This window comes from Rhizobium sp. LEGMi-198b (genome assembly GCF_054114205.1).
This window is the reverse complement of record NZ_JBSYVH010000005.1, coordinates 216,866-243,227: the sequence shown is the minus strand read 5'-3', so window position 1 is coordinate 243,227 and position 26,362 is coordinate 216,866. Positions and strand designations below refer to the sequence as shown.

The window sequence follows — 26,362 nt, the reverse complement described above, 5'->3', positions numbered from 1 at the left end:
ACTTTTTGAAAGATCACCACGTACCAGCAAGGGAATTGCCGATAAGCGGAACGTTCTTGGTATTGCCCTGCTGATCTCGAACCGTGATTGAACTCTGCATTTGCTTCGGAGACTTTCGAAACCAGTTTGCGGCAACGGTTGCAAGATCTCCGATCATCGGATGCTTGCGCCAGTCTGCAAATCGTCGGCTCATCGCGTCGAGCTCGAAGCGATAGAAAAAATCACCGGATTGGCCGAGATCGTTGATAGACGGAGCCATTGATGAAAGCTGACGCTGAAACATCCTTGAAGGCACTCCCAGACCCTGCGCACTTTCGGGAAAGGCTGGAGCCATGAAGTCGATTGCCCAGCCATCCGCTTCCACCCAGCAATGAAAGTTTTCACCAGCGCCGGAGACGTAACCATCTTCGCGATGATCGGCGAAAAGGATGCGTTTTCCTGCAAAATTGTAAGCGGCGAGACCACCCTTCGGCGTCGCCGGGACCTTGTAATGATGTTGGAGGATGAAAGCCCCGAACGTGCTGAAATACATGGAAGCCACAGCAGGATTGGCGTTTTCGTTGTTCAGCAAGCTGTTGATGACCCTATAGATCCGATGATAGTCGCTCTGCTTGATCAGCACGGCCGTTTGCCTCTTGGTCCATGATGTGAGCAGTTCCCTACGTGAGGACGGCTGCGATGTAAACGACGCATATCGCCGTTGCGATCACCTAGCAGAAACCAATGACGAAACCGGACGAAAGCCGCTCGTTTTCTCGTTCACGCTATCATGCCGCGCGGATGGCAGACCACTAGCGTATCGCCAAACTGAGCCGGCGATATCAGCTACGCAGCTTTGGAAGCTGATGGACCAAGCGAAATTGTTGGGCAACTGCAGGCTTGGCCTCAATGAGTGAGCGGAGGAGCACTATAGCCGGGCCTGCCAGCGCCGCGGCTGCAATCATCAATGAAATGTGTTTTGCCGCCGCTCCAATCGTACCCCAACTCATCCCCCATTTGCTGTGTCCGCGCAACGTCAGCCCGGGAAGCAGCGCGACATCGGACGCCAAGTTTGACGGGAAGACGATGAGCACCAACGACACGGAAACTTCGAGGGGACATTCAAGAGCCCCGCCGCCACTTTTTCACGGCGGGGACTGCGATGGCTCCGCACAATGTTTATGTTTGATGACCGAGTCTCACGACCATATTGGGGTGACGCTCACTCAAGGCCTTCAACGCGAGCAGGCTCTTCCGTTCCTTTACCCGGTCGAATGTGAAGGTTCCAGGTTCCACACCATGGTCCCACCCCCAGCGTGTATGACAGGCGTCGCCTGTCAAAAGAACCGGACCTTCAGGAGTGCGGGCCACAAACGACATATGGCCTGCGGTATGTCCGGGAGTGAGGATGGTAAAGAGTGACTCGTCACCGAAAACGTCGATCACACCGTCGAATTTCCCATCCGGGTCCTTGGTAAATTGAAGCTCCTGGATCGCGGGCCTGCCTTCAAAGAACCGGTTTTCCATGCCCTGGACGAAAACGTTGGTAAATTGCTTGGTATTGGCCTCGCCAAAGCCCGTGTAAAACGGGATGTCTGTCGGGATGTCTGGCATACCGGAGATATGATCGAGATGAAGATGCGTCATCAAGATGCCTTTGAGCGGTACACCTTTTGACCTCACCGCCGCCGAAGGTTCGACCCGAACTTTCATCTTGTCGAGTTTCGCGAAGTTCCGGACCGTCCATCCGACCCCAACCGACTTGGGATCTTGGACAAAGCGCTTCGAAACGCCCGTATCGATCATATAACATCCCCGGCTCGGATGCCGCAGAAGATGCATGTAGATCTGGATCGGCTCCTCGCGATCCTTGAGCCCTGCCTGGACGGCCTTGGGGTCCTTCAGATTGAGGAGACCCGACAGATTGGCTACCCAGTCCGCGCTGGCGATCGTCTCGACTTCAATCGGCCCAGGCTTGTCGATCAAAGCCTCCATGGCTGACGAACTAATTGGCCTCCCCAGTTTTGCTGCCATTGTTTGATGCGTAGTCTGCATAAAACACGCGATACACATGTTGGTCTCCCGTTGATACTGATCGCTCCCGACGTGAACCGCATTGATCGTGGAGCGGTGGGAACCTATGTTATATATGAACAATCTTTCAGCTTTTGGATTCGCTTATGGGAAACGCCTCGCCACAATCGCTAACCCCCCGGAAATCACCGCGTCAGGACCGATCCAGAGCCACCGTGGATGCCATTTTCGAAGCAACCATTCAGGTTTTGTCGAGCGATGGTATGATCGGTCTGAACACCACGCGCGTGGCTCGGCGGGCGGGAGTTTCGGTCGGGACTCTCTATCAATATTATCCGAACAAGCAGGCCTTGCTCTTCGCGGTTATGGAGAAGCACCTCATGGTGCTGGCAACCGCCATCGAGAGGGCATGTGACCAAAACCTCAAAGCCACTGTGGAGACGATTGCCGAGGCTGTGGTGAAGGCCTATCTCCAAGCGCAGATGACGCAGGCAGAGCTCTCTCCAGCCCTTTACCGCATCTCCTTGGAACTCGATGCTCGCGCGTTGATCGACGTGGCGGCTCGGCGAAGTGCAGCCGCAATTGGAGCAGCACTGTCGAGTGCGAGCAATGCTCGCTTTGCCGATCCGGGTCTGGTTGCTCAAACGCTGACCGCGGCACTTTTTGGAACGGTTCCGGCCTTCTGTCACCGAGTTTTGGCCCCCGCCGATGGTAGGGAAGCCGAAAAACAGCTCACAATCATGTTTCGCTCCTATCTCTCCGCACATCAGAGCGGAGTTTCGGGAAGCTAGGCGGCGGCACGTCGCAAAGTCACGACACTGTTGAGTGACTATGAGGTTCTATTCGAGCGCGGCGATGTCATTGGTATCAGCGGCAGGCGATATGGATCGAATCGCCAGGACGACGCATCCTGCGCATTCGAGAATGTACCCATATGGCTGTCCGACCCAAAGCGACCGTACAGGCTTGCGCGCTGCGTCCTCGACCGTGCCGCCATATTCGCTCATCTCCGTGGCGGTGAGGCCGGGCAGACAGCGTGAACCTTGATGTTGGTGCCTTCGAGCTCGATCGCAAGCGCTTGTGTGACCGGATTCAGCGCGCTCTTCGAGAACATGGGGTCTCGCCCTCATCAAAAGCACGGGCTAGGCGGCTGTCAAAGATCGAATAGCCCCTTGTTCGCTAGCCTTCATCGAGTAACTGGAGCACTCGAGGCACCATAAACTTCCGTTCCTGTGTAGTAACCGTCTTTCGGTTTCGGCCCGTTCTTGGCACGATATTTGCGCGAAAGGTTCGGCTGGTCCGTGTTAACGGCCAGACGCACTCTCATCCGAATGCCAATTGACCAGGCATTTATGGCCGCACGAATCGAAACTGGAGACTGCTTTGAAGGAGATTTCAAAACATGCGCAGACGGGACTTGCCGTGCACAGGATCGTGACCGCGCTGCTGCTCATTGAATATAGTGCCCCGAAGCTAGGAGGCTTCCCCGCGCCCGGCGTGAGCGGAGCAGGGAGTGAAGGTGATTTAACCACTCTAATGTTGATTTTTGTGCTAATTGGCGTCCTGACCAGACCGGTTGCCTTCCTTTTGTCAGGCCAGATGGCCCCCGCCTCCTGGTACTATCCATTTCACAGGCAAGAGCGTTTCTCCCGTACTCTGCGCGAATGCCGCGATCCTGTTTTGCTTCATCTTCCTTTACTTAGCATCAGAGGCGCCGGTAGATGAAACGGATTATGAGCTGAGCTTCGCGATTGCACAGAGATCTTGCCGCTGTTCTCGTAAATGTCTGGCAGCCGCCACCATTTGTCACATTTGTCGAGATCGCGACGAGTGGTTCGGCCCTCTCTCCTCTACGCACCCGTTAACAGGCAGCCCTTGCCTTGTACAATCGTCGCGCGGCTGAATTAAGATGCGGTTTTTGCCGATTGAAACGATGTTCACGGTAATTTCCATTCGAGCATCGCGCGTTATTTTGGCCGGTAATGACGTTTTTGCGCCTTCGCGAACAGCTTTACTGTCTCCAGTCCCATTCCTGAGTTAATGCGGTGATGCCAGCGACCTTGCCGCCCAATTTGCCAATAGTTGTCTCCAAATCAAGGACATCAGATTTAATGAAGTACCTTTCAGCTATTGACTTGCTTCACACCGAGGCAACTGTTCGTTCGACATTTCATGCGTCTTTCAGGTACTTCCGGTGGTTAGACACCTTCGACACACACGCATCGTAGTAATTGTTGGCGGCCTATCTCGCTTTTTTCGAACAGGCGGAGGAATTGCCTGCGGGCTATGGCCACCCCGTTCTCACGTCGAACAGCAACCCGACGGCGGCGCGGCGGAGTGCACGGCGACAGCCGCTTGCCGATCCGAGCCTGGTTGCCAAACATTGACCGCGGCGCTTTTCGGGACGATTCCGTTTTTGCCACAGAGTTTGGCCCCCCGACGGTGGGGAAGCCGAAAAGCAGCTTACAATCACCTTTCGCTCTTATCTGGCCGCGCGGGTAGAGCGGAAGGCATCGTCCGGCGTCCAAGGACAAGACCACTATCTATCGGCTCTCAAAGACAACCCGAGCCAATAATCCTGACCTCAATCGTGAGGAATGGTCGGCTTCTATTCAAAGGGTGGACCGCACGTTGTTTCGCGTAAGCGCCCGTTTTTATCATCAAGTTCCGACCGGCAGGCGATATAGGCAGATCACTCTGTTGGGTTGGTCTAGCATGGAAGCGCGAACGTAGAGGGACCTCATCGAATGAGTATTATGGCAGATCCAGCGCCCGCAAGCGCAGGTGAGGACGCATGGAAGCGCGTTCGCGATCAATACCCCGTACAGCAACCGCTTCTGAATTTGAACAATGCGGCAGTAAGCCCGCCGCCGCTGGTGGTCCAAGAAGCGATGATCGACGCCTATCGCTTCATCAGCCGCAATCCCGATTACAATATGTGGAGCAAGCTCGATACAGCGCTGCCTGGTATAAAGCGCGAACTGGCGGAACTGATCGATTGTTCGCCTGACGAAATCGCCCTCAACCGGAATTCATCGGAAGGTCTTTCCACCGCGATCTTCGGAATACCGCTTGATAAAGGTGACCAGGTGATTATTTCGGACTGGGACTACCCGAGCGTCCGCGAGGGATGGTTTCAACGGGTCCAGCGCGACGGTATCGAGGTCTTCAATTGCGCTTTCGATCTGCTGGACGACGATAACGATGTTGTGGAAGCCTATGTCAAACTGATGACGCCGCGCACCCGCGTGCTGCAGCTGACGCATATGTATCATTGGAACGGACGTGTTCTCCCCATCAAGCGCCTCTGCGATCTAGCGCGTGAGCGAAATATCATTACCCTCGTCGACGGCGCCCAGACATTCGCCCAGATGCCGGTCAGCTTTCGCGAACTCGACTGCGACTTCTTCATCACCAGCCTCCACAAATGGCTGGGAGCGCCGGTCGGCAACGGGATGCTCATCGTCAACCGGCGAAGGATCGACCAAACCTGGCCATTGCTCGCGCCCTTCGACCAACCCGCTGTTGGCATAGACAAGTTCGATCACTGGAACCTCGGCACGTATAACTCGGCGATTCAGAGTGGAATTGCACCGGCTATCCAGCTCCATAAGGAGATTGGAGCAGCCAGGATACATGCGAGACTACGCGAACTCACCCGATACTGGATCGGGCATGCTCGCAACATCCCAGGTTTCAGGCTTCATACCCCTCTCGACACACACGAGTTGGGTGCGATAGGCCTGTTTTCCGTCGACGGCATGGATATGAGAAGGCTTGAGAGCGACCTCCGGGAGAAATATCGCGTCCATGTGAAATATCGCAAGGTCCAGGATATCGAGGGGCTACGGGTTTCCCCGCACGTTTATATGGTGAAGAGCGATCTGGACATTTTCGTTAGTGCGCTGCGCGATGCGTTGGGCACTTCGGCAGTCCAATCCGCTCTATAGAAAGGGCGATTGCCTACCATCAGCAGCGATCGACCTTATTTTGGAGGTGGCGGCTCGCACCGACCACGTTGATTATTGTCGAGGACCACCGTTCCGGAGCGCCGGTGGCCGTCGGAGCATCTCTGCAACGTTCGTTAGCGCAAATGCCGAAAGCGCTGACGAGTCTTACATTATCAAGAGATAACGGTCTTCAGGGTCACTGTCACTCTGCGCGCTCGCCCGGTGCAAGCGTTCCACATGCAATCCTTCATACGCGACAGCATTTGTCATGCGCACAATAGATCACGCCAGGTTATTGCGACGGAGTCGCCATCCTTATAACTCAGCGAAGAAAATATCCCAATTCCGCACTCAACTATGGGAAGGAAAAGTAGAGCGCGCCACGTTAACCAATTGGAAGGTTCATCTTTGATTTACAAGAAAAAGAAACGCGGAGACTTATTTTATGTTAAGACTTTTAAGCCGCAAAACAAATGGGAATGTCATTGATGAACTCGTCGCCCTAAAGGAGCGCACGGCCTTAATGGAAGAGGTCTGCGGTATTGGCCTTTGGCATGCTACGAGCAGGGTCGACGATCATCAAGCAGGCGACAACACCGTCATCTGGTCGTCTGAGGTACGCCGTCTGGTCGGGGCAGACATGGAAGCGGAATTTCCCAACCGACTCGAATCCTTTTCAGAACGCATTCACCCTGACGATATATCACGCGTGTTCGGGGATTATGCTGATAATTTGGCTCATCCGACCGGCGACGGGAGGTTTCGCACAACCTACCGGCTAAGAATGAAAGACGGAAATTATCGATGGTTCCGCAATACCGGCGGCAGCCGTGTACTTTCCGGCGGGCAAACGGTTGTGAGTTGCGGCTCGCTAGCCGATGTGCATGAAGAAGTCATTGCCGCACAGGCTGCTGAGCGCATAGCCAACGAGGACCGACAGACGATTGAAACGATCGGTCAGGCCCTTGCGGCACTTGCCGCCGGTGACCTCACTTTCAGAATTACGAATCTGCCACTGAAGACCGGAAGACTGAAACAGGACTTTAACGAGATGGCCACGAAGTTGGAAGCAAGTATCCGCCAGATTTCAGTAGCCGTCGAGGAGATGGCCACTGAAACTGGAATTTTGAACCGTTCGGCGGCGGAGTTACGCAGTCGTGCAGAACAACAGGCCAGCGCCATCGAGGAGACTTCGTCCGCCCTACGGGAATTGACCGCGACAGTCAAGGGGTCGGCCGAGAGTGCCGCCGAGATGGTCGACATCACGGCCGACGCCAAGACATGGGCGGAGCAATCCTCTGGCGTTGTAAAGGAGGCTATCGATGCGATGGCCGCAATTAGGGGAGCTTCCGATCAGATCGGCCAGATCATCGGGGTAATTGACGAGATCGCCTTCCAAACCAACCTCCTCGCGCTCAATGCTGGTGTCGAGGCAGCACGTGCGGGCGAGGCAGGGAAAGGTTTCGCGGTCGTTGCGCAGGAGGTGCGCGAATTGGCACAGCGGTCCGCGAGGGCTGCCAAGGAAATCAAGTCGCTCGTGAACAACTCATCGCATCAGGTCGCAAGAGGCGTGTCGCTCGTAGGCAAGACAGGCTCCGCACTGACAACGATTGCCGGCCGGATTAGCGAAATTTCCACACACAGCACCACCTTCGCCGTCTCATCGCGGGAGCAATCGACAGGAATTTCGGAGATCGGCAACGCCGTTAACAACGTGGACCAGATTACGCAAAAGAACGCGGAAATGGCGGAGAAAACCGACGGTGCGACACGAACGATGATGGCTCAAATGAGTGGTCTTCGTCGCTTGGTTGCGCATTTCCGAATCTCCCTCGAACGCAACGAGCGCGCTGACAGAAGAGCCGCGTGAACAGCGAACGGCGCCAGTCGACGCGCACGCATCTGATGCGGAAATCGGATATCGCTGGTGATCCCCGCCTGGAGACACGCAGCGATGAAATTGGGAAATCGGCGCGTGCGGTTGCGGGTGTGCGGGATGCGATTTCCGCGAAGGCCGCGCGTGAAGCAGACGCCGAGGCCAAAAGGGCAATTGTCGAGCGCCAGAGACTAGAGGATGAAGCTAGGGAACGTAATTGCGTTCCGGACGTGTTGTTCGGGATGCCGTTAAAGCCATGAGCAAGATCGAAGCCTCTGCCGTTGAGATTGGCAACATCATTGGCGTTATCGATGAGATCGCCTTTCAGACGAACCTCCTGGCTCTCAACGCAGGTGTCGAGGCAGCGCGCGCTGGTGAGGCAGGCAAGGGCTTCGCTGTTGTTGCCCAGGAAGTCCGAGAACTGGCGCAGCGGTCCGCCAAGGCTGCAAAGGAAATCAAGGCGCTGATCAACAACTCAAACGATCATGTGAAAAACGGCGTAAGTCTCGTCGGTGAAACAGGCAAGGCTTTGGAAGAAATCGTGGCGCAGGTCCAGTTGGTCGACGGCAACGTTGGTGCCATCGTTCAGGCGTCGAAAGAACAGGCGACCGGTCTAAAGGAAATCAACACCGCAGTGAACACAATGGACCAGGGAACACAACAAAAGCGGCCATGGTTGAGCAAGCCGCAGCGGTGGCGCATGGCCTGGCTAAGGAGGCAGACGAGTTGTTCCATCTTCTTCGCCAGTTTGCCATCGGAAACGAAATCTCACAGAAGCCGGCGCTCGTTGAAGAGGCACGGCCTGTGGCTTCTCCCGCACGAGCACTGGGCAATCGAATTGCGCGGGCATTTGATGGAACAGCGGCAGTTGCAACTGAATGGAGCGAGTTTTGATGAAAAACCGAGACCCTTTCCCCACGATCGCTCCTGCGAAGGGTGAGTTTGATTCTGCCTCATGGCCGATGTCCGAACTGGAGAAACTGCGACATCAAATTTTTCTTCTCACCAATGAACTCGAGGCGATGAGCGCTCAAATCCATCGGTCATTACATGGGCGGCCGAGACTTGTCGAAATCCCGAAACTGGTGGAATAGCCGTTCGAACCGTTCGGCTGATTCTTCAGCCGAACGGTTCGAACTAAATCTGCGTGACATTTCGGTAATCTTTCGCCGCCTGCCACGCATTCAGGTGATCATAAATCACCGCCCGAAGGATGAAGTGTTCGTTTCCTCGTTTCGGAAGGGCTTTCGCCATAGTTGGCTTTGTAGACGGCAGAAAATCGCCCAAAGTGAACAAACCCCCATTTCAGACAAATCGTCTTGATGGTTTGGTTATAATCGGCCTTAAGCAGATCTTCTCGCGCAGCCCGAAGCCGCAGCAACTGGAGATAGGCATTGGGCGTAGTCTCCTTAAAGGCACGAAAACCAATCTCAAGTGTTCTCACGGATACACCGACTGCTTCGGCAATCGTCGGTATTGTGATCGGCAAATGAATGTTTGCGTACATGAAATCAATCGCCCGGCGGACATGCCAGGGAACGATTGCTGATGGCTTCTTCTCGAGAAGAAAAGTCAATCGGTGAGGCACCAGACGCACTACCAAGTCGGCCAACGCCTGCGTTACTCGCGCCATAGCCAAGGGACATTGCGTCAGTGGACCGTTGTTGCGCATGCTAACAATCATGAACTCTGCGAGATTTGCAATTGCCTGCCCGGCCGGTGTTGAAACATCGAGCTGCGCGAGCAACTCAAGGGAGCGCTTCGGGGCCCGATCAAAAGTTTCGGCGATTGTTTTCTGGACGATCCTCCAATCAACAAGAAGTTCATCGATAAGACTCGACTGGCCCTGCAACTTTACAAAATCTGCTTCCAGGCTGTTGTAGATCAGCATGCTCTTGGGGCCGGCGTCCGCCATTGAAGAGCCACGCTGCACTCCCATCCCGCCGCGCCGGGGACAGACGATCGACAAGTATTCGGTGGTATTCTCTGTTGCATTAACCTGAAACTGAAACGGATGCTCATGATATCCGGTGATGAGGGCCGCTGGCTCACACGTCGCGATATCTATGCTCCAGCGAAAGTCTGAATATCTGTCGACAGGTTCTGCGTTGAAGGAGCCAAAGGCGCCAGTCAGGGCTTCAACCATTCCATCGAATGATGAGCCTTTGGAGTTAAGAGAAAACCGCTTGCTGTTTTCCGGCATGCACATTCCTATATTGATCGGCCGCCGCATTCAGCGCACGTTTTGGGGTCTCGTTCATGTCCACGGTGGCTTTGATCTGCCCAACGACACACCGCTGGCGCTTGTCGCCTGAGCCTGTTCGGCTCAGGCACAACCTTCATTTCCAGCCAATTTTTGTGTTCGGCGCGCCATCGTGGGCGAAAGTGACTATTTCGACTTTGTTAGCTGGATGCGCCGGGAGGAGAATTGCGGTACCATTCCAGCGTTGTTGTACGCGGCCAATGGGCCGAATGAATCTCCGGATCCAGCGCGAAAATCGGTCGACAAAGTCAGGGGCCGCATTTAGCCAACCGCGACCAACCGCACGAAGCTTCGTAAAGGGATGAAGTTCAATCATTCGGCATTTCTTACTTTCCTGAGCCGCGCAAATGCCCGAGCATCTGTGCGACCTGTTCGCGGCGAACCCAAGCAACAACAAGGCAAAGCGCGAATAAAACAAGAGCCGGCGCCGGCGATGTATGCAACCGGAACAAGTGCGCCATTGTAGCGCCAAACATTGTGGCGGCCAGCCACAGTGCGCCAAAGGCGCTCATACGCGGTGCCAATAAAGCAACAGCACCGATAATCTCCACGATTGCCGTGACGTATCGGAAAGTCTGGCCGAGACCTATTTGCTGAAAATCGTCAACCATCATCGGCACCGAGGCCAATTTTGCTCCCGCGGCGGCAAAAAATGCGAGAGCCAATAAAATCTGAAGGATCCAGGCAGTGATATTGGAGCCTCGGTTCGAGGCCGGGTAGTTCGAAATTTGCGTCATGACTTACTTCCAGTTAGATGGTATGGATCTTTATCCAAGGCAAAATAACTGACCGAGATGAGCATGCAAGAAGGCAAAATTTCTGTACTAAGTCAGACCGATATGACCATTGGGGACATTCCACATCATCCAGCGGAATGCGCGGGCATTAACGAAGTGCTTGCGCGCGTCGGCGATAAATGGAGTGTGCTTGTCGTCATGTTGTTGCGTGATGGGCCACGGCGGTTTAGCCAACTCAAGCGCGGTGTGGCTGGTATTTCCCAACACATGCTTACGCTTACGCTACGAGGATTGGAACGGGACGGTCTCGTTACCCGGACCGTATTTCCAACGATTCCTCCGCGTGTCGACTATGAATTGACGCCACTCGGACACTCTTTGCGCGCGCCCGTCGAGGCTTTAGGAAAGTGGGCCATGGCTCATCAGTCCACCATCAAGGCCGCCCAGCTTGCGTTCGATACAAAAAAGAGCGCCTGAATTGCCGTTCTGGGAACGGCACCGCCATTCTCCTGTTTTTGCTAATCGCTCTTTTAAAACTGAGTACGTATGGCGTACTGTCGGACTTCTCCCCCGAAGAGATCGGGATGAGATGACTCGCTTCACATGACCATCGGCCAAGTTTGAAAAGCGGCGCGCGCAGTCTGTGTACGGCACTCGGCCCCATCACCGCACCGTTCCTGGAGGATGCGTCCGTCGTCGAGGTGATGCTGACCATGGAACGGCTGCACCTGGATTGATAGGCTCTCCGAAGGCCTATCCCACACGGGAAAGCGACTCTCGCGTGCCGACGGGGGCGCATCGTGCGACTGGGTCGCCTCTTGTCCACCCCGGCGCGCCGCATGTCTCGGCCGAGCTGGCTGGACCTGACCACAGATGGCGATGTCGCAGGCCGTGAGACCATTGCCCATACTATTTCCGTCGTCCGATATCGATGAACCCGCTGTATTTTCTGGTGCTTGGGGTTGTTCGATGAGTTCTTCGGCGACATGGTCGGCGCAATCTGCGCCGGCAAGTGGGGAGGTTGCCCGCGCGGTAGGCGGTAACCATGGTGTGGCTAGGCGGATTTCCGAACGACAAGCCTTCCCGGAAAAGTCATTGTCTCAGGCTCTCTTCTCCCGGTTACCATTGACACGATGGCCCCAACCATTTCGTCTTTCGGCTGCTCGTATGTCGTCAGCCCGTATGCGGATGCGCCTCCCAGCTCATAATTGTCGAACCCCACCACGGCGACATCTTCAGGGATTCGCAGATCGAAGCTTCCGCGCAATTCATCTATCGCGCCGATCGCCAGAATGTCATTCTCGCACATGAGCACGTCGATCCGCTGGCTCGGATCGCTCTCGCGAATATATCTACGGACGGTGTCAGCTCCCGATGCCGCGCTGTACCGATCTGCGGCGATGTCGACGATTTCCGTCACGCCTTTCTGCCTCCAGAACTCCGTGAAAAAATGCCGTCTCTTGAGGGCGGTGGAAAGAGCACGCGCTCCAGCCATAAAACCAGGACGTCGGTAACCCTTGTCATAGAGATAATCGACCATCTCCTTCAGGGCCTGTTCCGCATCGCACACGACAGCAGGAACACCATCGATCTGGCTGTCCCTCGCCAGGACGAACATCGGCGCGGTTCCCCGGCCTAGGCGCCGATCGTTCAGCGTCTCGTCGCGGAAGGCGGTACCGAACAGGATAACGGCATCGACCTGCCTCTGGCTGGCGTTGAGCAGGGCGTGGATATGATCAAAATGGCTGTTGATGTTGACCAGCATCGCGACAAAACCTTCGGCCTGAAGCCGCTCGGTCAGCGTTTCAAGAAAAGGCAACTTCTGCGGGTTCGCGAAGTCGTCGACAAACACGGCAACTTGATGCGTCGAATTCGTGGCAAGGCTGCGCGCAAGGAGATTGGGCGAGTAGTTCAAGTGTTCGGCGGCTTCGAGAACTCTGCGCTTGCTCTCCTCGGTGATGGATGCGCCGGGCGTGAACGCACGTATGACCGTCCACTTCGATACCCCTGCGGCTTCTGCCACCTGTTTCGCTGTTGCTCGCTTGCGCATTACGCCTCCGAAGAAAATGGAACAAACATTCCAATTTGCGATTTCGATGAAATGATTGCTTGCTTTTAACTCATTCCATCATATGATGCACCTGCTTGCACCCGGTAGCAATTGCAAATGCACCCGGTAGCATTCGTTTTCGCCATCCATGGGAGTTGGATCGGCTTGGAGGAGAAAGAAATGAAGTCATTTATCAAGAAGCTTGCTTCGTGCGCCATCGCTGTCGGTATTGCAGCATCTTGGTCGGTAGGTGTGAAGGCGGAGGAACAGCCAAGCATAATCGCCGTAACACACGGTCAGGCATCCGATCCGTTCTGGTCGATCGTCAAGAACGGCATGATGCAGGCGGCCAAAGACAGCAACGTCCACCTCGACTACCGCGCCCCGGAAACCTTCGATATGGTCGCCATGGCGCAGCTTATCGAAGCCGCCGTAAATCAGCACCCAGCCGGCATCGTCATCTCCAATCCGGATCCGGACGCGCTCGGTCCGGCGATCGAAAAGGCCGTGGCCGCGGGTATTCCGGTGATCTCCATGAATTCGGGCATTTCCGCCGCCGAGAAACTCGGTATTAAGCTGCACGTCGGCCAGGACGAAACCCCCGCAGGCATCAAGGTCGGCCAGAAGCTGAAGTCGCTCGGCCTGAAACATGTTCTCTGCGTCAACCAAGAAGTCGGCAACGCCGCGCTCGACCAGCGCTGCGCAGGTACGGAGAAGGGCTTCGAAGGCGGCAAGGTCACGGTCCTGCCGACGACTGCTGATCCGGCAGAAATCGAGTCCAAGATTCAGGCTGCACTGACCTCCGATCCGTCGATCGATGTCGTTCTCGGCCTGTCTGCTCCGCTCGTCGGTGAACGCGCGGTTGCGGTCGTCGAGAAGATGGGCGCCGGCGACAAAGTCAAGGTTGCTTCCTACGACCTTTCGGCCGGCTTTCTAAAGGCAGTCGCCGACGGCAAGGCGCTGTTCGCCGTCGACCAGCAGCCCTACCTACAGGGCTATCTGCCCGTGACCTTCCTCGCGCTCTACGCCCGTTACGGCACGATCCCGGCAGGCAACGTCCCATCGGGTCCGAGCTTCGTCGAAAAGGATACCGCCGCGTCGGTCATCGAAAAATCCTCCCGGGGCATCCGCTAAGCGGACCCGCAGCAGCTCCCGCACGTGCGGGAGCTGCCTCCATCGCCCGCGTTTCGATCCCGTCACGGTTGACCGGAGCGCCGTTGCACGCAAACGAAATATTTCTGAGGTACGACCATGACGCTGGCCAACGAACAGAACGGGGCTTCGACCCGCTCCGACGAGCGGCTGAAGAAGGTTTCAACCATGACCGCGCTAGCGCGGCGCCCGGAACTCGGCGCCGTAGCCGGACTTGTGCTCGTCACGATATTTTTCTTTTTCACTGCAAATCCTGCCATGTTCACGCTTGCGGGTGTCGTCAACTTCATGGCCCCAGCCGCACAGCTCGGAATCCTTGCGATCGGCGCGGCGCTACTGATGATCGGCGGCGAGTTCGACCTGTCGATCGGCTCCATGGTGGCATTCGCGGGACTTGTGTTCGGCACGGCTCTGGTCGTCCTTCATCTTCCGCTCAGCTTGGCAATCCTAATCGCGCTGGCATTCGCGGCGGTCATCGGCACGATCAACGCCCAGCTCACGATGCGTACCGGACTGCCGTCCTTCATCGTGACGCTCGCATTCCTGTTTATCCTTCGCGGCCTGACACTTGTCGGCTTGAAATGGGCAAGCGGCGGTGCCACGCAGCTGCGTGGCATGAAGGAAGCTGCGGCCGACAGCCCGCTCGCACCTCTCTTCTCCGGCGACGCCTTCACCGGCCTGTTCTCCTGGCTCGGCAGTCGCGGCATCATCGAGACCTTCCCGAGCGGAGCGCCGAAGGTCGCCGGTATTCCCGTTGAAATTCTCTGGTTCATCTTCATCGCTCTTCTCGCCACCTGGGTTCTCCTGCGCACGCGCTTCGGCAACTGGATTTTCGCGTCCGGTGGCGACCCGAAGGCCGCCCGCAAGTCCGGCGTCCCCGTCGCCCGCGTCAAGACGACACTGTTCATCGTGACCGCCATGTGCGCCACCCTCGTTGCGATCCTCACTGTTCTCGATGCCGGTTCGACAGACGCCCGTCGCGGCTTCCAGAAGGAGTTCGAGGCGATCATCGCTGCTGTCATCGGCGGATGTCTGCTGACGGGCGGCTACGGTTCGGCGATCGGCGCGTTCTTCGGCTCTATCGTCTTCGGCGTGGTGCTGATCGGCCTGACCTACACGTCAATCGACCAGGATTGGTACCTCGTCTTCCTCGGCGGCATGCTACTGACCGCGGTGATCTTCAACAATATCATTCGCAAGCGCGTGACGGGAGAACGCTGATGAGCACGACCCAGACGCCACTCATCGAGGTAAAGAACCTCGTGAAGCACTTCGGTTCGATCATTGCACTCAACGGCGTCTCGTTGAGTGTCAACGCCGGGGAGGTGCTCTGCCTACTCGGAGACAACGGTGCGGGCAAGTCGACCCTGATCAACACCCTGTCGGGCGTGTTCAGGCCGACGTCCGGAGACTTCCTTGTCGAAGGCAAGCCGCATGCCTTCAACGGTCCGCGCGGTGCCCTGGATGCTGGCATTGCGACCGTCTATCAGGATCTCGCCATGATCCCGCTGATGTCCGTCACGCGGAACTTCTTCATGGGACGCGAGCCGCTCAAAGGGTTCGGTCCATTCAAATACATGGACCTGGAGTTCGCCAATCGGGTCACGAGCGAGGAGATGCGAAAGATCGGCATCGACGTCCGCGAACCCGAACAGGCGGTCGGCACCCTGTCGGGCGGCGAACGCCAGTGCGTCGCGATCGCCCGCGCCGTCTATTTCGGAGCGAAGGTGCTGATTCTCGACGAGCCGACGTCGGCTCTCGGCGTCGCGCAGACCTCGATGGTGCTGAAGTACATCGACCAGGTGCGCAACAACGGATTGGGCGTGATTTTCATAACCCACAATGTCCGCCATGCCTATGCGGTCGGCAACAGGTTCACAGCGTTGAATCGTGGCAAGACGCTCGGAACTTTCGCAAAGGCCGAGATCAATCTCGAGGGCCTTCAGAATCTGATGGCCGGCGGCAAGGAGCTTCAGTCCATCTCCGAGGAACTTGGCGGAACGATCTGAGAGGGCTTTTTCGAAAGCGCAGCCACGGTTCGGCGCGATGGCGCCGGGCCACGACCACTGATGTCCAAAAGTTAGGAAAACCCCAATGAGAAACTCCAATACCACCGCGTTTCCGCTGGCGGCCTGCGCCGAGATGCTGTGGCGCGACCGCCCGATCGAATGGCGCGCATCCCGGCTCAAGGACCTGGGCTTCGGCGTCGGGCTGTGGAACTGGCCCGAACACGACCTCGCCAAACTGGAGGCTACGGGCGCATCGTTCACCATCATGAACGGCTACTTGAGGGGACGGCTCACTGACGACGACGGTGCGCACGAACTGCTGAAGACCGCCCGCGAGACCGCTCAGGTCGGCAAGCGCCTCGGCGTCCAGCGCCTGAATCTGCACGGCACTGGTCTCGGCGACCGCGGGCTACCGGTGCAGCCGATCGAAGCCGTCACCGGGGCGATGTGGCTAAAGGCGCGAGACACCCTGAGCCGGATCGTCGATATGGCCGACGAGGAGAACGTCGTCTTCACCCTTGAAAACCTCAACCTGCCCGTCGACCATCCCGGGGTTCCGTTCGGTCGCGCCGAGGACACGCTGGCGCTCGTATCCAGCATCGACCATCCCAGACTTCGTCTCAACCTCGATCTTTATCACGCGCAGATTGGTGAAGGAAACCTTATTGAATTGTGCCGAAAGGCTCTGCCGTGGATCGGAGAAATCCAGGTCGCCGACGTCCCTGGACGCTGCGAGCCGGGCACCGGCGAAGTCAACTGGAAGGGCGTCGCCAAGGCTCTGAGCAAGATGGGCTATTCAGGCCCGATTGGGATGGAAGCCTGGGCCGCCGGGGACTCCGACGACGCGCTCGTAGCCTTCCGCGAAGCATTTACTCTCTAATCAGGAAACAGGACTAACTCATGGCAAAGGTCAAAACCGTTAATGTAGGACTTATTGGTGCGGGACGCATCGGCTCCTTCCATGGCGAAAGCGTCGCTAAGCGGCTCGTGGATGCCGATCTCGTTACGATCGCCGATCCTGCGCCCGGCGCGGCTGCGAAGCTCGCAGACAAACTTGGCATTGATTCCTCTTTTACCGACGTAGCCGAGATGCTCGCTCATCCGGGCCTCGACGCCGTCATCATTGCGACACCCGCGCGCTTTCACACCAACGTTCTGGTACAGGCGGCTGAAGCGGGCAAGGCGATTTTCTGCGAAAAGCCGATGGCACTTACCCTCGAGGACGCGGACCGGGGTATCGCTGCAGCAAAGGCCGCGGGCGTCCCACTCCAGGTCGGTTTCAACCGGCGTTGGGATCAGGCTTTCGCCGAAGGGCGTGCCGCGATCGTCTCAGGAAAGGTCGGCACGCCACAGCTCATCCGCTCGTTAACACGCGATCCGGGTCCTTTCGGCACCGACCCTGACAAGATCCCGCTGTGGACGATTTTCTACGAGACGCTCATCCACGACTTCGACACTTTGCTCTGGCTGAACCCTGGGGCTAGGCCCGCCGAGGTCTTTGCGATGGCGGACGCGCTCGTCCGGCCGGACGCCAGGGAGAAGGGTTTCCTCGATACCGCCGTCGTGAATATCCGTTTCGACAATGGCTCCGTCGCCGTCGCAGAGGCGAACTTCTCGGCTCTATACGGCTACGACATTCGGGGCGAAGTCTTCGGGTCGGGTGGCATGGTAACAATGGGCGATGTCCGCCGCTCAAGCATGACGCTCTTCGACAAGGATGGCGTGTCCAACAATACCTGGCGGCGCGACACCGATCATTTCGTTCAGGGCTACACCGCCCAACTCGCGTCCTTCGTCAATTCAGTGCGAACCGGCGAGCTCAAGGATGCTCCCAGTGGCGCCGATGCCCGCAATGCGCTGGCGATCGCGCTGGCATCCATTGAGTCCGTCTCGAAAAAGCAACCGGTCGTTCTGAGATGAAAGCACGGTGCGCCGCATACCGGCGCACCATAATTCCTACGCGAGAACGGTCTCATGAGCACGCATCAGACGTTAACGAAGCCAAAAAGTGTCAGTGAGCTGAAGGGCATGATTGTTGCCGCAGGTCTGCGATTGCCCGAGCAACAGGAACGCGTTGCACGTACCGCGCTTGCACGCCCAGACATTGTGGCGTTCGGGACCATAAGCTCTCTTGCAAGCGAGTGCGTCGTGTCGCCATCGACAGTCATGCGCGTAGCGGGCGCCCTTGGCTTCGATAATTTCAAAGAGTTCAAGCTGCTGTTTCAGCAGCATCTGCGATCGATTGCGGCAAGCAACCGTCCATTCTAATCAAACGCAAACATGTCGATCTTGCTCTTGGCGCGGCGCGATCACGGAGGAAGCATGAACAGCATTGATTTTCTACCGGCAGGCGTGAGGCTCGCAGTCAGCCCGCTCTCCTGGGCGAACGATGTTCTTGAAGATCTAGGCGCGGATATCTCATTGGAGTCCTGCCTCGCCGATGCGGCTGGCGTCGGCTACCAGGGCGTTGAGCTTGGCAGAAAGTTTCCGCGTGAGGCGAGCGTGCTGCGTCCCCTATTAAAGGGTCATGATCTTGCACTTGTGTCCGGCTGGCACTCCGGCGAACTTGCAGAGGGGAGCATCCACGACGAAATGAGCGCTGTCGCAGGTCATGCCAGCCTGTTGCGCGCTATGGATTGCAACGTGATGGTCTATGGAGAGGTTGCAATGATGGCGCCGGGAGCACCCCTCAACATTCCGATGTCTGAGCGGGTGATCATGCCTCAAGAGGATGTTGCCGCCTATGCATCCCGACTGACGGAGTTTTCGAGACGCATTGCCGGCGAGTATGGGCTGCAACTGGCCTACCATCACCATTTGATGGTGGTCGCAGAAACCTTTGACGAGGTCTCTCGCCTCTTCGACAAGACTGGACCTGAGGTCGGCCTTCTTCTGGATACCGGACATTGCGCTGCCGGTGGATTTGACTATGGTCGCTTGATCGACCGCTTCGGGGACCGCATTGTCCATATCCATTTGAAGGACGTGCGCGGCGCGGTGATGGATGTCGTCCGCGAGCTCGATCTCAGCTTCAATGCGGGGGTGCGGGCGGGGATGTTCACCGTTCCAGGCGATGGAATGGTGGATTTTGCTCAGGTTGGGGCGTTTGTGCGAAATGGCGGCTATCAGGGATGGCTCGTGGTCGAGGCGGAACAGGATCCGGCAAATGCACCTCCGAAAGCCGCCGTGACGCAGGCGATGGCACATCTATCAACAGTCTTTGCAAACCACTCGATGTGACCGCTAGCGACGGCATTCCTGACGGACTGGGAATACCGATTGGAGATGTAAGGACAGTTGATACAACCCAGTATGCCGACGCCGTAGAGCAGCCAGCGGCAGAGATCGGCTTTAATGAGTAGTGGCGGGCGCTGACCAACCACTACAGACCACCTCCTCCAGAGTGCTCCTCCTGCGTATCACGGCGACTTCGACGGGCAGGGCAACGCGAGCAAAAAAGTTGATCGCGAGGAATATCATTCGATCTTCACGACTATTTTTCCGATCTGGTCATTCGAGTCCATGAAGCGGTGAGCTTCTGCAATCTGGTCCAAAGCAAAAACCTTGCCGACCGTCGGTTTCAGGGTGCCCTCACTCAGATGTTTGAAAATATAATCCTTCGCCTTCTTCAAGGCCTCCGCGTCGCGAAACAGTTCCGGGAATGCCCAGCCTCGAAGCGTAAGGGCTTTCGACATGGTCGGCCAAACCGGAAAAGGGGTCGGTCGCTGGTCTAACAGACCGTAGGCGAAGTAGATGCCCTTGTAGGCGGTGGTCTGAGCCAGCACCTCGATGCCGCTTCCGAGAACGGGATCGAAAATGATCCGGGCGCCTCTGCCATCGGTTATTTCCGTCGCGCGTTTAACGACGTCCTCATCCGCGCTGACGATCACATGGTCATAGCCAAGAGACAGAAGATCAGCTTTCTTCTTCGCAGCCCGCGTAAGGCCGATGGCTGTGCCGCCCTCGGCCTTCACAACCTCCATCGCTGCAATCGCGGTGCTGCTGCTTGCCGCCGGAAGCATGACGAAATCATCGCGAGCAACATTCGCAATGTGCACCAAGGCCCCATAGGCGGTGAGGTACTGCATCCAGATGGAGGCACCCTGTTCCGGCGTGAGATGATCGGGATAAGTGCCGAGCGACGAGACAGGCACGACAGCGACTTCGCCGTAGACACCGTAACTGCTGAAGCTGAAATTGGGGATGGTGTTAAATACCTTCCCAATCAGGCTCTCGTCCACACCTGGGCCGACGGCTTCAATCACGCCAGAGGCTTCATAGCCGAGCTTTGACGGAAACTGAGGCTGAATAATGTAATGTCCCTGGCGAAAAAGCGCTTCCGCGCGATTCAACGCGAATGCCTTGATGCGGAGGCGCACTTCATCCGGTCCGGGATTGGGGATCGGCATGGCTTCGACCTGGAGAACCTCGGGGCCTCCGAGCTTATGGAATTGTACGATTTTTGCTGTTTTAGACACGAGCTTCTCCCGACGGGCTGCACGTCGTAAAGTCACGACACTTTTGAGTGATTATGAGGTTCTATTCAAGCGCGAGAGGCCGCTGACAATCAGCGGCCTCTCGCGCTAGCCAGTTCACCAAGGCAGTGCACCCTGTGCATTCGAGAAGGTGCCCGTGGGGCTGTCCGTTCCAAGCAGAGCGACCCGCACCGGCTCGCGCGCTGCGTCCTCGACCGATCCGCCATATTCGCTCATGTCGGTGGCGGTATGACCCGGGCAAACAGCGTGAACCTTGATGTCGGTGCCTTCGAGCTCGATCGCGAGCGCTTGCGTGACCGCATTTAGGGCGCTCTTCGAGGCCGTGTATGTGCTGGTGTACTGGCGAAGCATGTTCGAATGATCGCTATTCAGTGCCAGGGAACCGGTCGCGCTGGATATGTTGATGATCTTTGCCGCCGGCGCCTCGCGAAGAAGCGGCAGCATCGCTTGTGTGACCGCGACGACGCCAAAAACGTTCGTGGCGAATACGGTCCGGAGTTCGTCCAGATCAACGACAGCCAAACGCGTTTCCGCCATGATTTGGGCATTGCTCCGTCCCGGATCACCACCATGTCCGACACCTGCGTTGTTCACGAGAACATCGAGACGGCCATAGGTCACGCGGATTCGCTTCGCCGCCTGGGCGATCGAGGCTTCATCAGTCACATCAAGCTGAATGGTTTGCGCATCGGGTCCGACGCTTTGGACAACGTTCTCGCCGGCTTCAAATCGTCGCGAACCGACAAGCACAGTGAAGCCTTGCTGCGCGAGGTCTTTTGCGATTTGCAGGCCGATCCCTTTGTTTGCTCCGCTGACGAGCGCGACTGGTTTGTTATGCATGTCTATTCTCCATGTGGACTTGGCAAGAACGATCCTTCATGCGATATACGGAACGATCGTCCGCTTAGCCATATACGGAATCATGTTCCGTTTATCAAGGGGTCAAAAATTGTCCGAGGAAATGACATCGTCCAATGATGCTGGGGAACAGGTGGCGGGTAGGCGCCGGCGAGCCGACGCACGACGCAACATTGGTTCGCTTATTCAAACAGCATCGGAGGTGTTTGCCGAGGCTGGGCTCGACGTGCCCATACGCGAAATCGCTGACAGGGCAGGGGTCGGTGTCGGCACGCTTTACCGCCATTTTCCGACGCGTTCCGATCTTGTTGTCTCGGTCTTTCGCAAAGAAGTTGATGAGTCCGTTGAGGCAGCGAAGATGCTGGCCGCTGAAAACCCGCCGGGCAAGGCGCTTGAGCTATGGGTCAAGCACTATGTTGATTTCATAGCCGCACATCGTGGGCTGGCGGCCGCCTTCAATTCGGGCGATCCGGCACTGGAGGGTCTGCCCGCATATTTTTTGGAGCGACTTGGCCCCTTGGTTCAAAAGCTGTTGGATGCAGCAGCTACCGACGGCCAAATACGAGCTGGTGTGAAGGTTTCCGAACTCTTGCACGGCGTCGGGATGTTATGCGTGCCTCCGAGTTGCGGTGGGCCGATTGATCCGCAGCGTATGGTGGGCTTATTCATGGACGGGTTGCGCTATGGGGCGATCACTGTCGGTGACAAACTAGACCGGAATTCTGCACGAAAGTAATCTGATCTCGCCCACAACAGCTCAGCCATGTTGCGGATGTGGCGCGGCTCCGGCCCGGATGACGCCGTCGTAGCTGCGCCGCCGCGCATTCAGCCCGTGCGTGGTGGGTCTACCTGGCAAAATCAGTCAACCTCCTTATTCCGGGACGGGAATCCGTCCGACGTGGTGAGCACAGCAAAAAGCCTCCATCTCACCGACGCACTTCAACATCTCGCCACCAAACTCGATGAGCCGTCGCACTGTGGGGCACAATCACTGCGCCTTATTGCTACGCTGCAGCTATTCTTTCCATGTCGATGCCCAACATCGAAATCGTCACGGATCGCTTCCTCTTATTTCTAGTATCGGACATCATACTGGATGTTCTGGCCATCTCTCAATCAACAGCATTGCCTATCACTCGAACTTGCCACCGACCGCAAACCTGAGCAGAGACAGGCATCAGATAGCAATATCCAATTACTTCAACTCTATCCGGTTTATACACGGAAAGCTCGCCGTCGGTACCGAGATATCATCTTGTTAATTTTCATACTGCAGATGTTGGTGCCAGACGACGCACTGCACCGATTGACATCCGCTCACTCAATTATGAATCGCCGCTGTTGACGTCGAACTCCCGCCCGAATGATTCGCGGCGGCTATCCCGAAAATCTGAAGTGCACGATTGCGTAGTGTTCTGCGCGCTCCGGACAGCGCGAGTGGTATCTTAAAAGTCGGACGGCAATCCAGGAAAGAGCATGTTAATGTTTGCCTTCAACAACATCAAAATCCTAAGCAAGATCTCTCTCTTATTTGCGCGGCTATTAGCTATCAGCATCGCTGTCAACATCATCGCCTTGAGTTGTACATGACTGGAATGCGACTTCCCATGGGCTTGGCGGCGTTTTCGGGGATGGGAGCGCGCCGCAGTTGCAACGATACTCGTATTCATCGCATTGCAATTCGGTAGCCATCAGTTTTGCATCACGCCTCCTGGTCCGGGAAATCGAGAATAACTGTGCATGAGACAAATGGAAAAATCTTAGAAGGGCACAGGCTTCGGCTTGTCGTAAATCGATCTCATGATTGGAAAACACGTCCACACAACCCGTCCGGCCTTCAAGCGATTGGAGGTTCAGTCGGCCGACTCCTTTGCCAAGACGGAGCATTCTGACATTTTGGTTGAGGTCATTGCCGTTGATAGAAAAAGAAGCCATCAGATTTTCTACGTATCGACAGCCAATTTGGCTTCTTGGTCATTCGACATGGCAACGGGTGATCTGTGGTGGTCCGCCGAGCTCGATCGACTTTTCAACCAGTTACCAGAGCAAGTCGATCGGCAGCACATGCGGGGTACCGTACGTGCTGCGCTGGCGCCTTGGCTGCAAGAGATAGCTCTCCGCCAAGTCCCGGCGAACAGCGATCAGTGGCAAGAGCTAACACTACAGATTCGGATACCCGAGTCCTTCGTGAAATTCGTTCAGTTTCGATGCCATAAGGGTGGACACTACCGCCACTCGAGGATTCTCGCAGGTGTTGCATATGAATACGAACTTGACAGTGTAGATCAGCGCGAACGGCTGTTCCGCGAAGCATTCGAATTTGGACCGTTTGGTGCTGCCCTTATCGGTTCCGATGGTCGCTATCTGAAAGTAAATGCCGCACTCGCAGCAATGCTGGGTTATACTTGTGAGGAGCTTTCCGGGGGGTACGTCCATGAAGTTACGCCCGTCGGGGATATCAGCGTCAATCGCGAGGCGATGCAGGCTCTTCTACAGGCGGGCAACGGACGTACCACAATCTCTAAGCAATACTTCCATCGCGACGGGCATCTGATCGATACTCGGGTCGAGATAGCGATCATCTCCGGGGATCTTACACGACCCGACGAAACTCTGTGCTTGCTCGCTTTTGTGCAGGACCTCACGGAGCTCCGGAAAACGCAAGCCGAGTTATCTACGTCTCAGATTCGTTCCGAACTCGCGCTTGAAAGTACCGGAATTGGCATATGGGAATGGAACAGCAACCAAAATGGGGCATTCTACTCACCACGCACCTGCGAAATCCTCGATGTTGAGTTGAAGGAACTTTTCTCTGACGAAAGCTTGCTCGCCAGCATCCATCCAGAGGATATCAAGGATTATGTTGAGAGCCGGATGCAACATACGAACGGCGATACTCCTCTGCACAGAGCTGAAATCCGCATTCGACAACGAAATGGGTCATACAAGTGGGTCGAGGATATCGGCAAGATCCTCGAACGCGACGAACAGGGTCGGCCGCTCCGGGTGGTGGGGACGCTCCTAGATATTCATGACCGTAAGGCCATGGAGGAAACACTGAAGCGGCAATCATGCGAAATCGCTTCTCTCGTGGAACACTCCCCTGATGGTATGATTCGTTATGATTGCGAACTTCGCCGACTGCATGCCAATCCTGCGATGCGCCGCTTTCTGAGGGGAATTGATCCAAAGGATGTCATCGGTCTCCCTGCGACCGAAGACGATATCACAGGGATTCCCACTGACTATCTTGACACGCTGCGATCGGTCCTGAGGACCGGCCAAGAAGCCGACCTGGAGACGAGTTATATATCCTCGTCCGGATCACACAATTGGTTGCATGCCCACTTTACACCGGAAATCAATGCCGACGGCAAGGTGTCAACCGTTCTGGTAGTGATGCGCGATATTACAGAAGCCGTTTCGCACAGGGAGGACATAGAGAAGCTTGCCTATCGCGATCCCCTTACCGGACTTCCCAACAGGGCCTGGTTCAATCGCGTCTTTGAAACCACACTTGCTGATGCTGAAGCCAAGGATGTGCAATTCGCGCTCGTCATACTGGATCTCGACAATTTCAAAGACGTGAACGATACACTCGGCCATGCGGCAGGCGATCAGCTCTTGTGCGAGGTCGCCGAGCGTCTCTCTGTCGAGCTGCGGCAATCCGACACTTTTGCCCGTCTTGGCGGCGACGAATTCGCGATCTTTCTGCAGAATGTGGGACACCGGCAAAATGTATCGGACATCACCAACCGGCTGTTGGCGGCGATTGCCCGCCCTTTCCATATGGAGGGTCGCGATATGCTAGTATCGGGCAGTCTGGGGATAGCCTGCTATCCCGACGATGGCGCCTCCCCTCGCGATCTCTTTGCGCACGCAGACGCCGCACTGTATGAGGCGAAGGCGCGAGGCCGCAACAATTTTCAGTATTACGATGAAGCGCTTACCGCCCGAGCGAGGCTACGGGTGAACCTTGGTAACGCCTCGCACACAGCATGTGCCAACAAAGAGCTGGAACTCTATTACCAGCCGAAGGTGGACCTCTCGTCCGGCGAGATTATTGGTGCCGAGGCATTACTGCGCTGGCGGCATCCTGAGCTTGGACTTCTGATGCCCGATTCCTTCATCCCCATCACTGAGGAAAATGGAACCATCGTTGAGATTGGCGATTGGGTTATTCGAACAGCCGCGCAAACGGCTGTCGACTGGAACTCCAAGCGTCTGAAGCCCTTGAAAATTGCCGTCAACCTTTCGCCCCGGCAGTTCAAGCAGAACGATCTCGCGAAACAGATCGAAATTGCCTTAACGCAGACTAGTTGCCAAGCAGAATGGTTGGAGTGTGAGATCACCGAAAGCTTGCTACTCAATGACGAGCCCGGTGTTCAAACGACGCTGCAAAAGCTGCGGGCGATGGGGCTGAGCGTTGCTATTGACGATTTCGGGACTGGCCATTCGGCTCTTGCTTACCTCAGTCGTTTTCCCATCGACGTTCTTAAGATTGACCGTTTCTTCATCGCTCAAATGGGCAAGAATGATCGTGGCACCGAACTGGTGAAGGCTTTCACGTCGATCGCCGATGCGCTTAGAATGACCATCGTGGCAGAAGGCATCGAGACGAACGAACAAGCCGCCAGTCTGAATGGCTTCGGCTGTAAAATCGGCCAAGGTTATCTTTTTGGAAAGCCAGTTGCTTTGCATGACTTTGCCAAATATTTCGAGGATCATTCAGGCGGTTGATCCACGGCCTTGGCCTGGCAAGTTTGGGCATGAAGTTCGGATCGAGCGGTGGTTCACAGATCGGCTCATGAGGCATCGCGGCGTAAGTTCCAACACCATTGCCTCCTATCGCGACACCTTCATGCTCCTGTTCGTGTTCGCACAGACACGCCTTGGGAAATCCCCATCTCAGTTGACAATGCGGGATTTGGTCGCTCCTTTTATCGGCGCATTCTTGG

The 26,362-nt window shown here is 56.3% G+C and carries 22 protein-coding genes and 1 pseudogene; 16 read left to right on the top strand and 7 right to left on the bottom strand.

Translation table 11 applies throughout. From position 1 onward, the window contains the following. Nucleotides 1-13: 13 nt before the first annotated feature. The gene (locus ACXHXG_RS20345; protein ID WP_457900473.1) at nucleotides 14-622 is read right to left on the bottom strand and encodes a DUF2026 family protein; all 609 of its coding nucleotides are present in this window, start codon (nucleotides 620-622) and stop codon (nucleotides 14-16) included. Between the two features lie 536 nt (nucleotides 623-1,158). Further along, nucleotides 1,159-2,013, bottom strand: coding sequence for an MBL fold metallo-hydrolase (locus ACXHXG_RS20340; protein ID WP_457900472.1), 855 nt, complete (start codon nucleotides 2,011-2,013; stop codon nucleotides 1,159-1,161). Nucleotides 2,014-2,228: 215 nt separating this feature from the next. On the opposite strand from ACXHXG_RS20340, the gene ACXHXG_RS20335 reads away from it, so the two are divergent. The 6 genes and pseudogenes from ACXHXG_RS20335 to ACXHXG_RS20310 all read left to right on the top strand — a co-directional run. Next, nucleotides 2,229-2,804, top strand: a complete 576-nt coding sequence (locus tag ACXHXG_RS20335; RefSeq protein ID WP_457900471.1) for a TetR/AcrR family transcriptional regulator — start codon at nucleotides 2,229-2,231, stop codon at nucleotides 2,802-2,804. A gap of 592 nt (nucleotides 2,805-3,396) precedes the next feature. After that, the gene (locus ACXHXG_RS20330) at nucleotides 3,397-3,738 is read left to right on the top strand and encodes a hypothetical protein (protein WP_457900470.1); all 342 of its coding nucleotides are present in this window, start codon (nucleotides 3,397-3,399) and stop codon (nucleotides 3,736-3,738) included. Nucleotides 3,739-4,760: 1,022 nt separating this feature from the next. Then, nucleotides 4,761-5,963: an aminotransferase class V-fold PLP-dependent enzyme gene (locus tag ACXHXG_RS20325; protein WP_457900469.1), complete on the top strand. Its 1,203-nt coding sequence runs from the start codon at nucleotides 4,761-4,763 to the stop codon at nucleotides 5,961-5,963. Between the two features lie 445 nt (nucleotides 5,964-6,408). Further along, nucleotides 6,409-7,833: a methyl-accepting chemotaxis protein gene (locus tag ACXHXG_RS20320; protein WP_457900468.1), complete on the top strand. Its 1,425-nt coding sequence runs from the start codon at nucleotides 6,409-6,411 to the stop codon at nucleotides 7,831-7,833. Then, nucleotides 7,830-8,099 (top strand): hypothetical protein, encoded by a 270-nt coding sequence (locus tag ACXHXG_RS20315; protein ID WP_457900467.1) that lies wholly within the window; start codon nucleotides 7,830-7,832, stop codon nucleotides 8,097-8,099. Before ACXHXG_RS20320 ends, ACXHXG_RS20315 begins: the two co-directional genes overlap by 4 nt. Beyond that, nucleotides 8,060-8,733, top strand: a pseudogene (locus tag ACXHXG_RS20310) (methyl-accepting chemotaxis protein); the annotation flags it as partial. The gene ACXHXG_RS20315 and the pseudogene ACXHXG_RS20310, both read left to right, overlap by 40 nt. Nucleotides 8,734-9,031: 298 nt before the next feature. On the opposite strand, the gene ACXHXG_RS20305 reads toward ACXHXG_RS20310, so the two are convergent. Together ACXHXG_RS20305 and ACXHXG_RS20300 are read right to left on the bottom strand one after the other, a co-directional pair. Next, nucleotides 9,032-10,042: an AraC family transcriptional regulator gene (locus ACXHXG_RS20305; protein WP_457900466.1), complete on the bottom strand. Its 1,011-nt coding sequence runs from the start codon at nucleotides 10,040-10,042 to the stop codon at nucleotides 9,032-9,034. 386 nt (nucleotides 10,043-10,428) lie between these two features. After that, complete coding sequence (locus ACXHXG_RS20300) at nucleotides 10,429-10,839, bottom strand: DoxX family protein (protein ID WP_457900465.1); 411 nt, start codon at nucleotides 10,837-10,839, stop codon at nucleotides 10,429-10,431. Nucleotides 10,840-10,902: 63 nt separating this feature from the next. On the opposite strand from ACXHXG_RS20300, the gene ACXHXG_RS20295 reads away from it, so the two are divergent. Next, nucleotides 10,903-11,316 (top strand): winged helix-turn-helix transcriptional regulator, encoded by a 414-nt coding sequence (locus tag ACXHXG_RS20295; RefSeq protein WP_457900464.1) that lies wholly within the window; start codon nucleotides 10,903-10,905, stop codon nucleotides 11,314-11,316. Between the two features lie 577 nt (nucleotides 11,317-11,893). On the opposite strand, the gene ACXHXG_RS20290 is transcribed toward ACXHXG_RS20295, so the two are convergent. Beyond that, entirely contained in the window at nucleotides 11,894-12,889 is a 996-nt protein-coding gene (locus ACXHXG_RS20290; RefSeq protein ID WP_457900463.1) for a LacI family DNA-binding transcriptional regulator, read from the bottom strand. A 180-nt stretch (nucleotides 12,890-13,069) separates the two neighbouring features. On the opposite strand from ACXHXG_RS20290, the gene ACXHXG_RS20285 reads away from it, so the two are divergent. The 7 genes from ACXHXG_RS20285 to iolE all read left to right on the top strand — a co-directional run bounded on the left by ACXHXG_RS20285 (nucleotide 13,070) and on the right by iolE (nucleotide 19,290). Beyond that, nucleotides 13,070-14,023, top strand: coding sequence for a sugar ABC transporter substrate-binding protein (locus ACXHXG_RS20285; protein ID WP_457900462.1), 954 nt, complete (start codon nucleotides 13,070-13,072; stop codon nucleotides 14,021-14,023). 117 nt (nucleotides 14,024-14,140) lie between these two features. Continuing rightward, on the top strand, nucleotides 14,141-15,262 hold the full coding sequence (locus ACXHXG_RS20280; RefSeq protein ID WP_457900461.1) for an ABC transporter permease: 1,122 nt from the start codon (nucleotides 14,141-14,143) through the stop codon (nucleotides 15,260-15,262). Further along, nucleotides 15,262-16,050: an ATP-binding cassette domain-containing protein gene (locus ACXHXG_RS20275; protein ID WP_457900460.1), complete on the top strand. Its 789-nt coding sequence runs from the start codon at nucleotides 15,262-15,264 to the stop codon at nucleotides 16,048-16,050. Before ACXHXG_RS20280 ends, ACXHXG_RS20275 begins: the two co-directional genes overlap by 1 nt. Nucleotides 16,051-16,135: 85 nt before the next feature. After that, on the top strand, nucleotides 16,136-16,930 hold the full coding sequence (locus tag ACXHXG_RS20270; protein ID WP_457900459.1) for a TIM barrel protein: 795 nt from the start codon (nucleotides 16,136-16,138) through the stop codon (nucleotides 16,928-16,930). Between the two features lie 20 nt (nucleotides 16,931-16,950). Next, nucleotides 16,951-17,970 (top strand): Gfo/Idh/MocA family oxidoreductase, encoded by a 1,020-nt coding sequence (locus tag ACXHXG_RS20265; RefSeq protein ID WP_457900458.1) that lies wholly within the window; start codon nucleotides 16,951-16,953, stop codon nucleotides 17,968-17,970. A gap of 54 nt (nucleotides 17,971-18,024) precedes the next feature. Beyond that, nucleotides 18,025-18,318, top strand: coding sequence for a MurR/RpiR family transcriptional regulator (locus tag ACXHXG_RS20260; RefSeq protein ID WP_457900457.1), 294 nt, complete (start codon nucleotides 18,025-18,027; stop codon nucleotides 18,316-18,318). Nucleotides 18,319-18,372: 54 nt separating this feature from the next. Continuing rightward, nucleotides 18,373-19,290: a myo-inosose-2 dehydratase gene (gene iolE, locus ACXHXG_RS20255; protein WP_457900456.1), complete on the top strand. Its 918-nt coding sequence runs from the start codon at nucleotides 18,373-18,375 to the stop codon at nucleotides 19,288-19,290. A 236-nt stretch (nucleotides 19,291-19,526) separates the two neighbouring features. Here iolE and ACXHXG_RS20250 read toward each other — a convergent pair whose 3' ends face one another. Together ACXHXG_RS20250 and ACXHXG_RS20245 are read right to left on the bottom strand one after the other, a co-directional pair. Continuing rightward, entirely contained in the window at nucleotides 19,527-20,459 is a 933-nt protein-coding gene (locus tag ACXHXG_RS20250; RefSeq protein WP_457900455.1) for a zinc-dependent alcohol dehydrogenase family protein, read from the bottom strand. A 183-nt stretch (nucleotides 20,460-20,642) separates the two neighbouring features. Beyond that, a complete protein-coding gene (locus ACXHXG_RS20245) occupies nucleotides 20,643-21,386 on the bottom strand; it encodes an SDR family NAD(P)-dependent oxidoreductase (RefSeq protein ID WP_457900454.1) in 744 nt (247 codons plus the stop codon). A 121-nt stretch (nucleotides 21,387-21,507) separates the two neighbouring features. Between ACXHXG_RS20245 and ACXHXG_RS20240 the strand changes: the two genes are divergently transcribed. Together ACXHXG_RS20240 and ACXHXG_RS20235 are read left to right on the top strand one after the other, a co-directional pair. Beyond that, nucleotides 21,508-22,140, top strand: coding sequence for a TetR/AcrR family transcriptional regulator (locus ACXHXG_RS20240; RefSeq protein ID WP_457900676.1), 633 nt, complete (start codon nucleotides 21,508-21,510; stop codon nucleotides 22,138-22,140). Between the two features lie 1,064 nt (nucleotides 22,141-23,204). Next, on the top strand, nucleotides 23,205-26,144 hold the full coding sequence (locus ACXHXG_RS20235; RefSeq protein ID WP_457900453.1) for a sensor domain-containing protein: 2,940 nt from the start codon (nucleotides 23,205-23,207) through the stop codon (nucleotides 26,142-26,144). Nucleotides 26,145-26,362 lie beyond the last annotated feature (218 nt).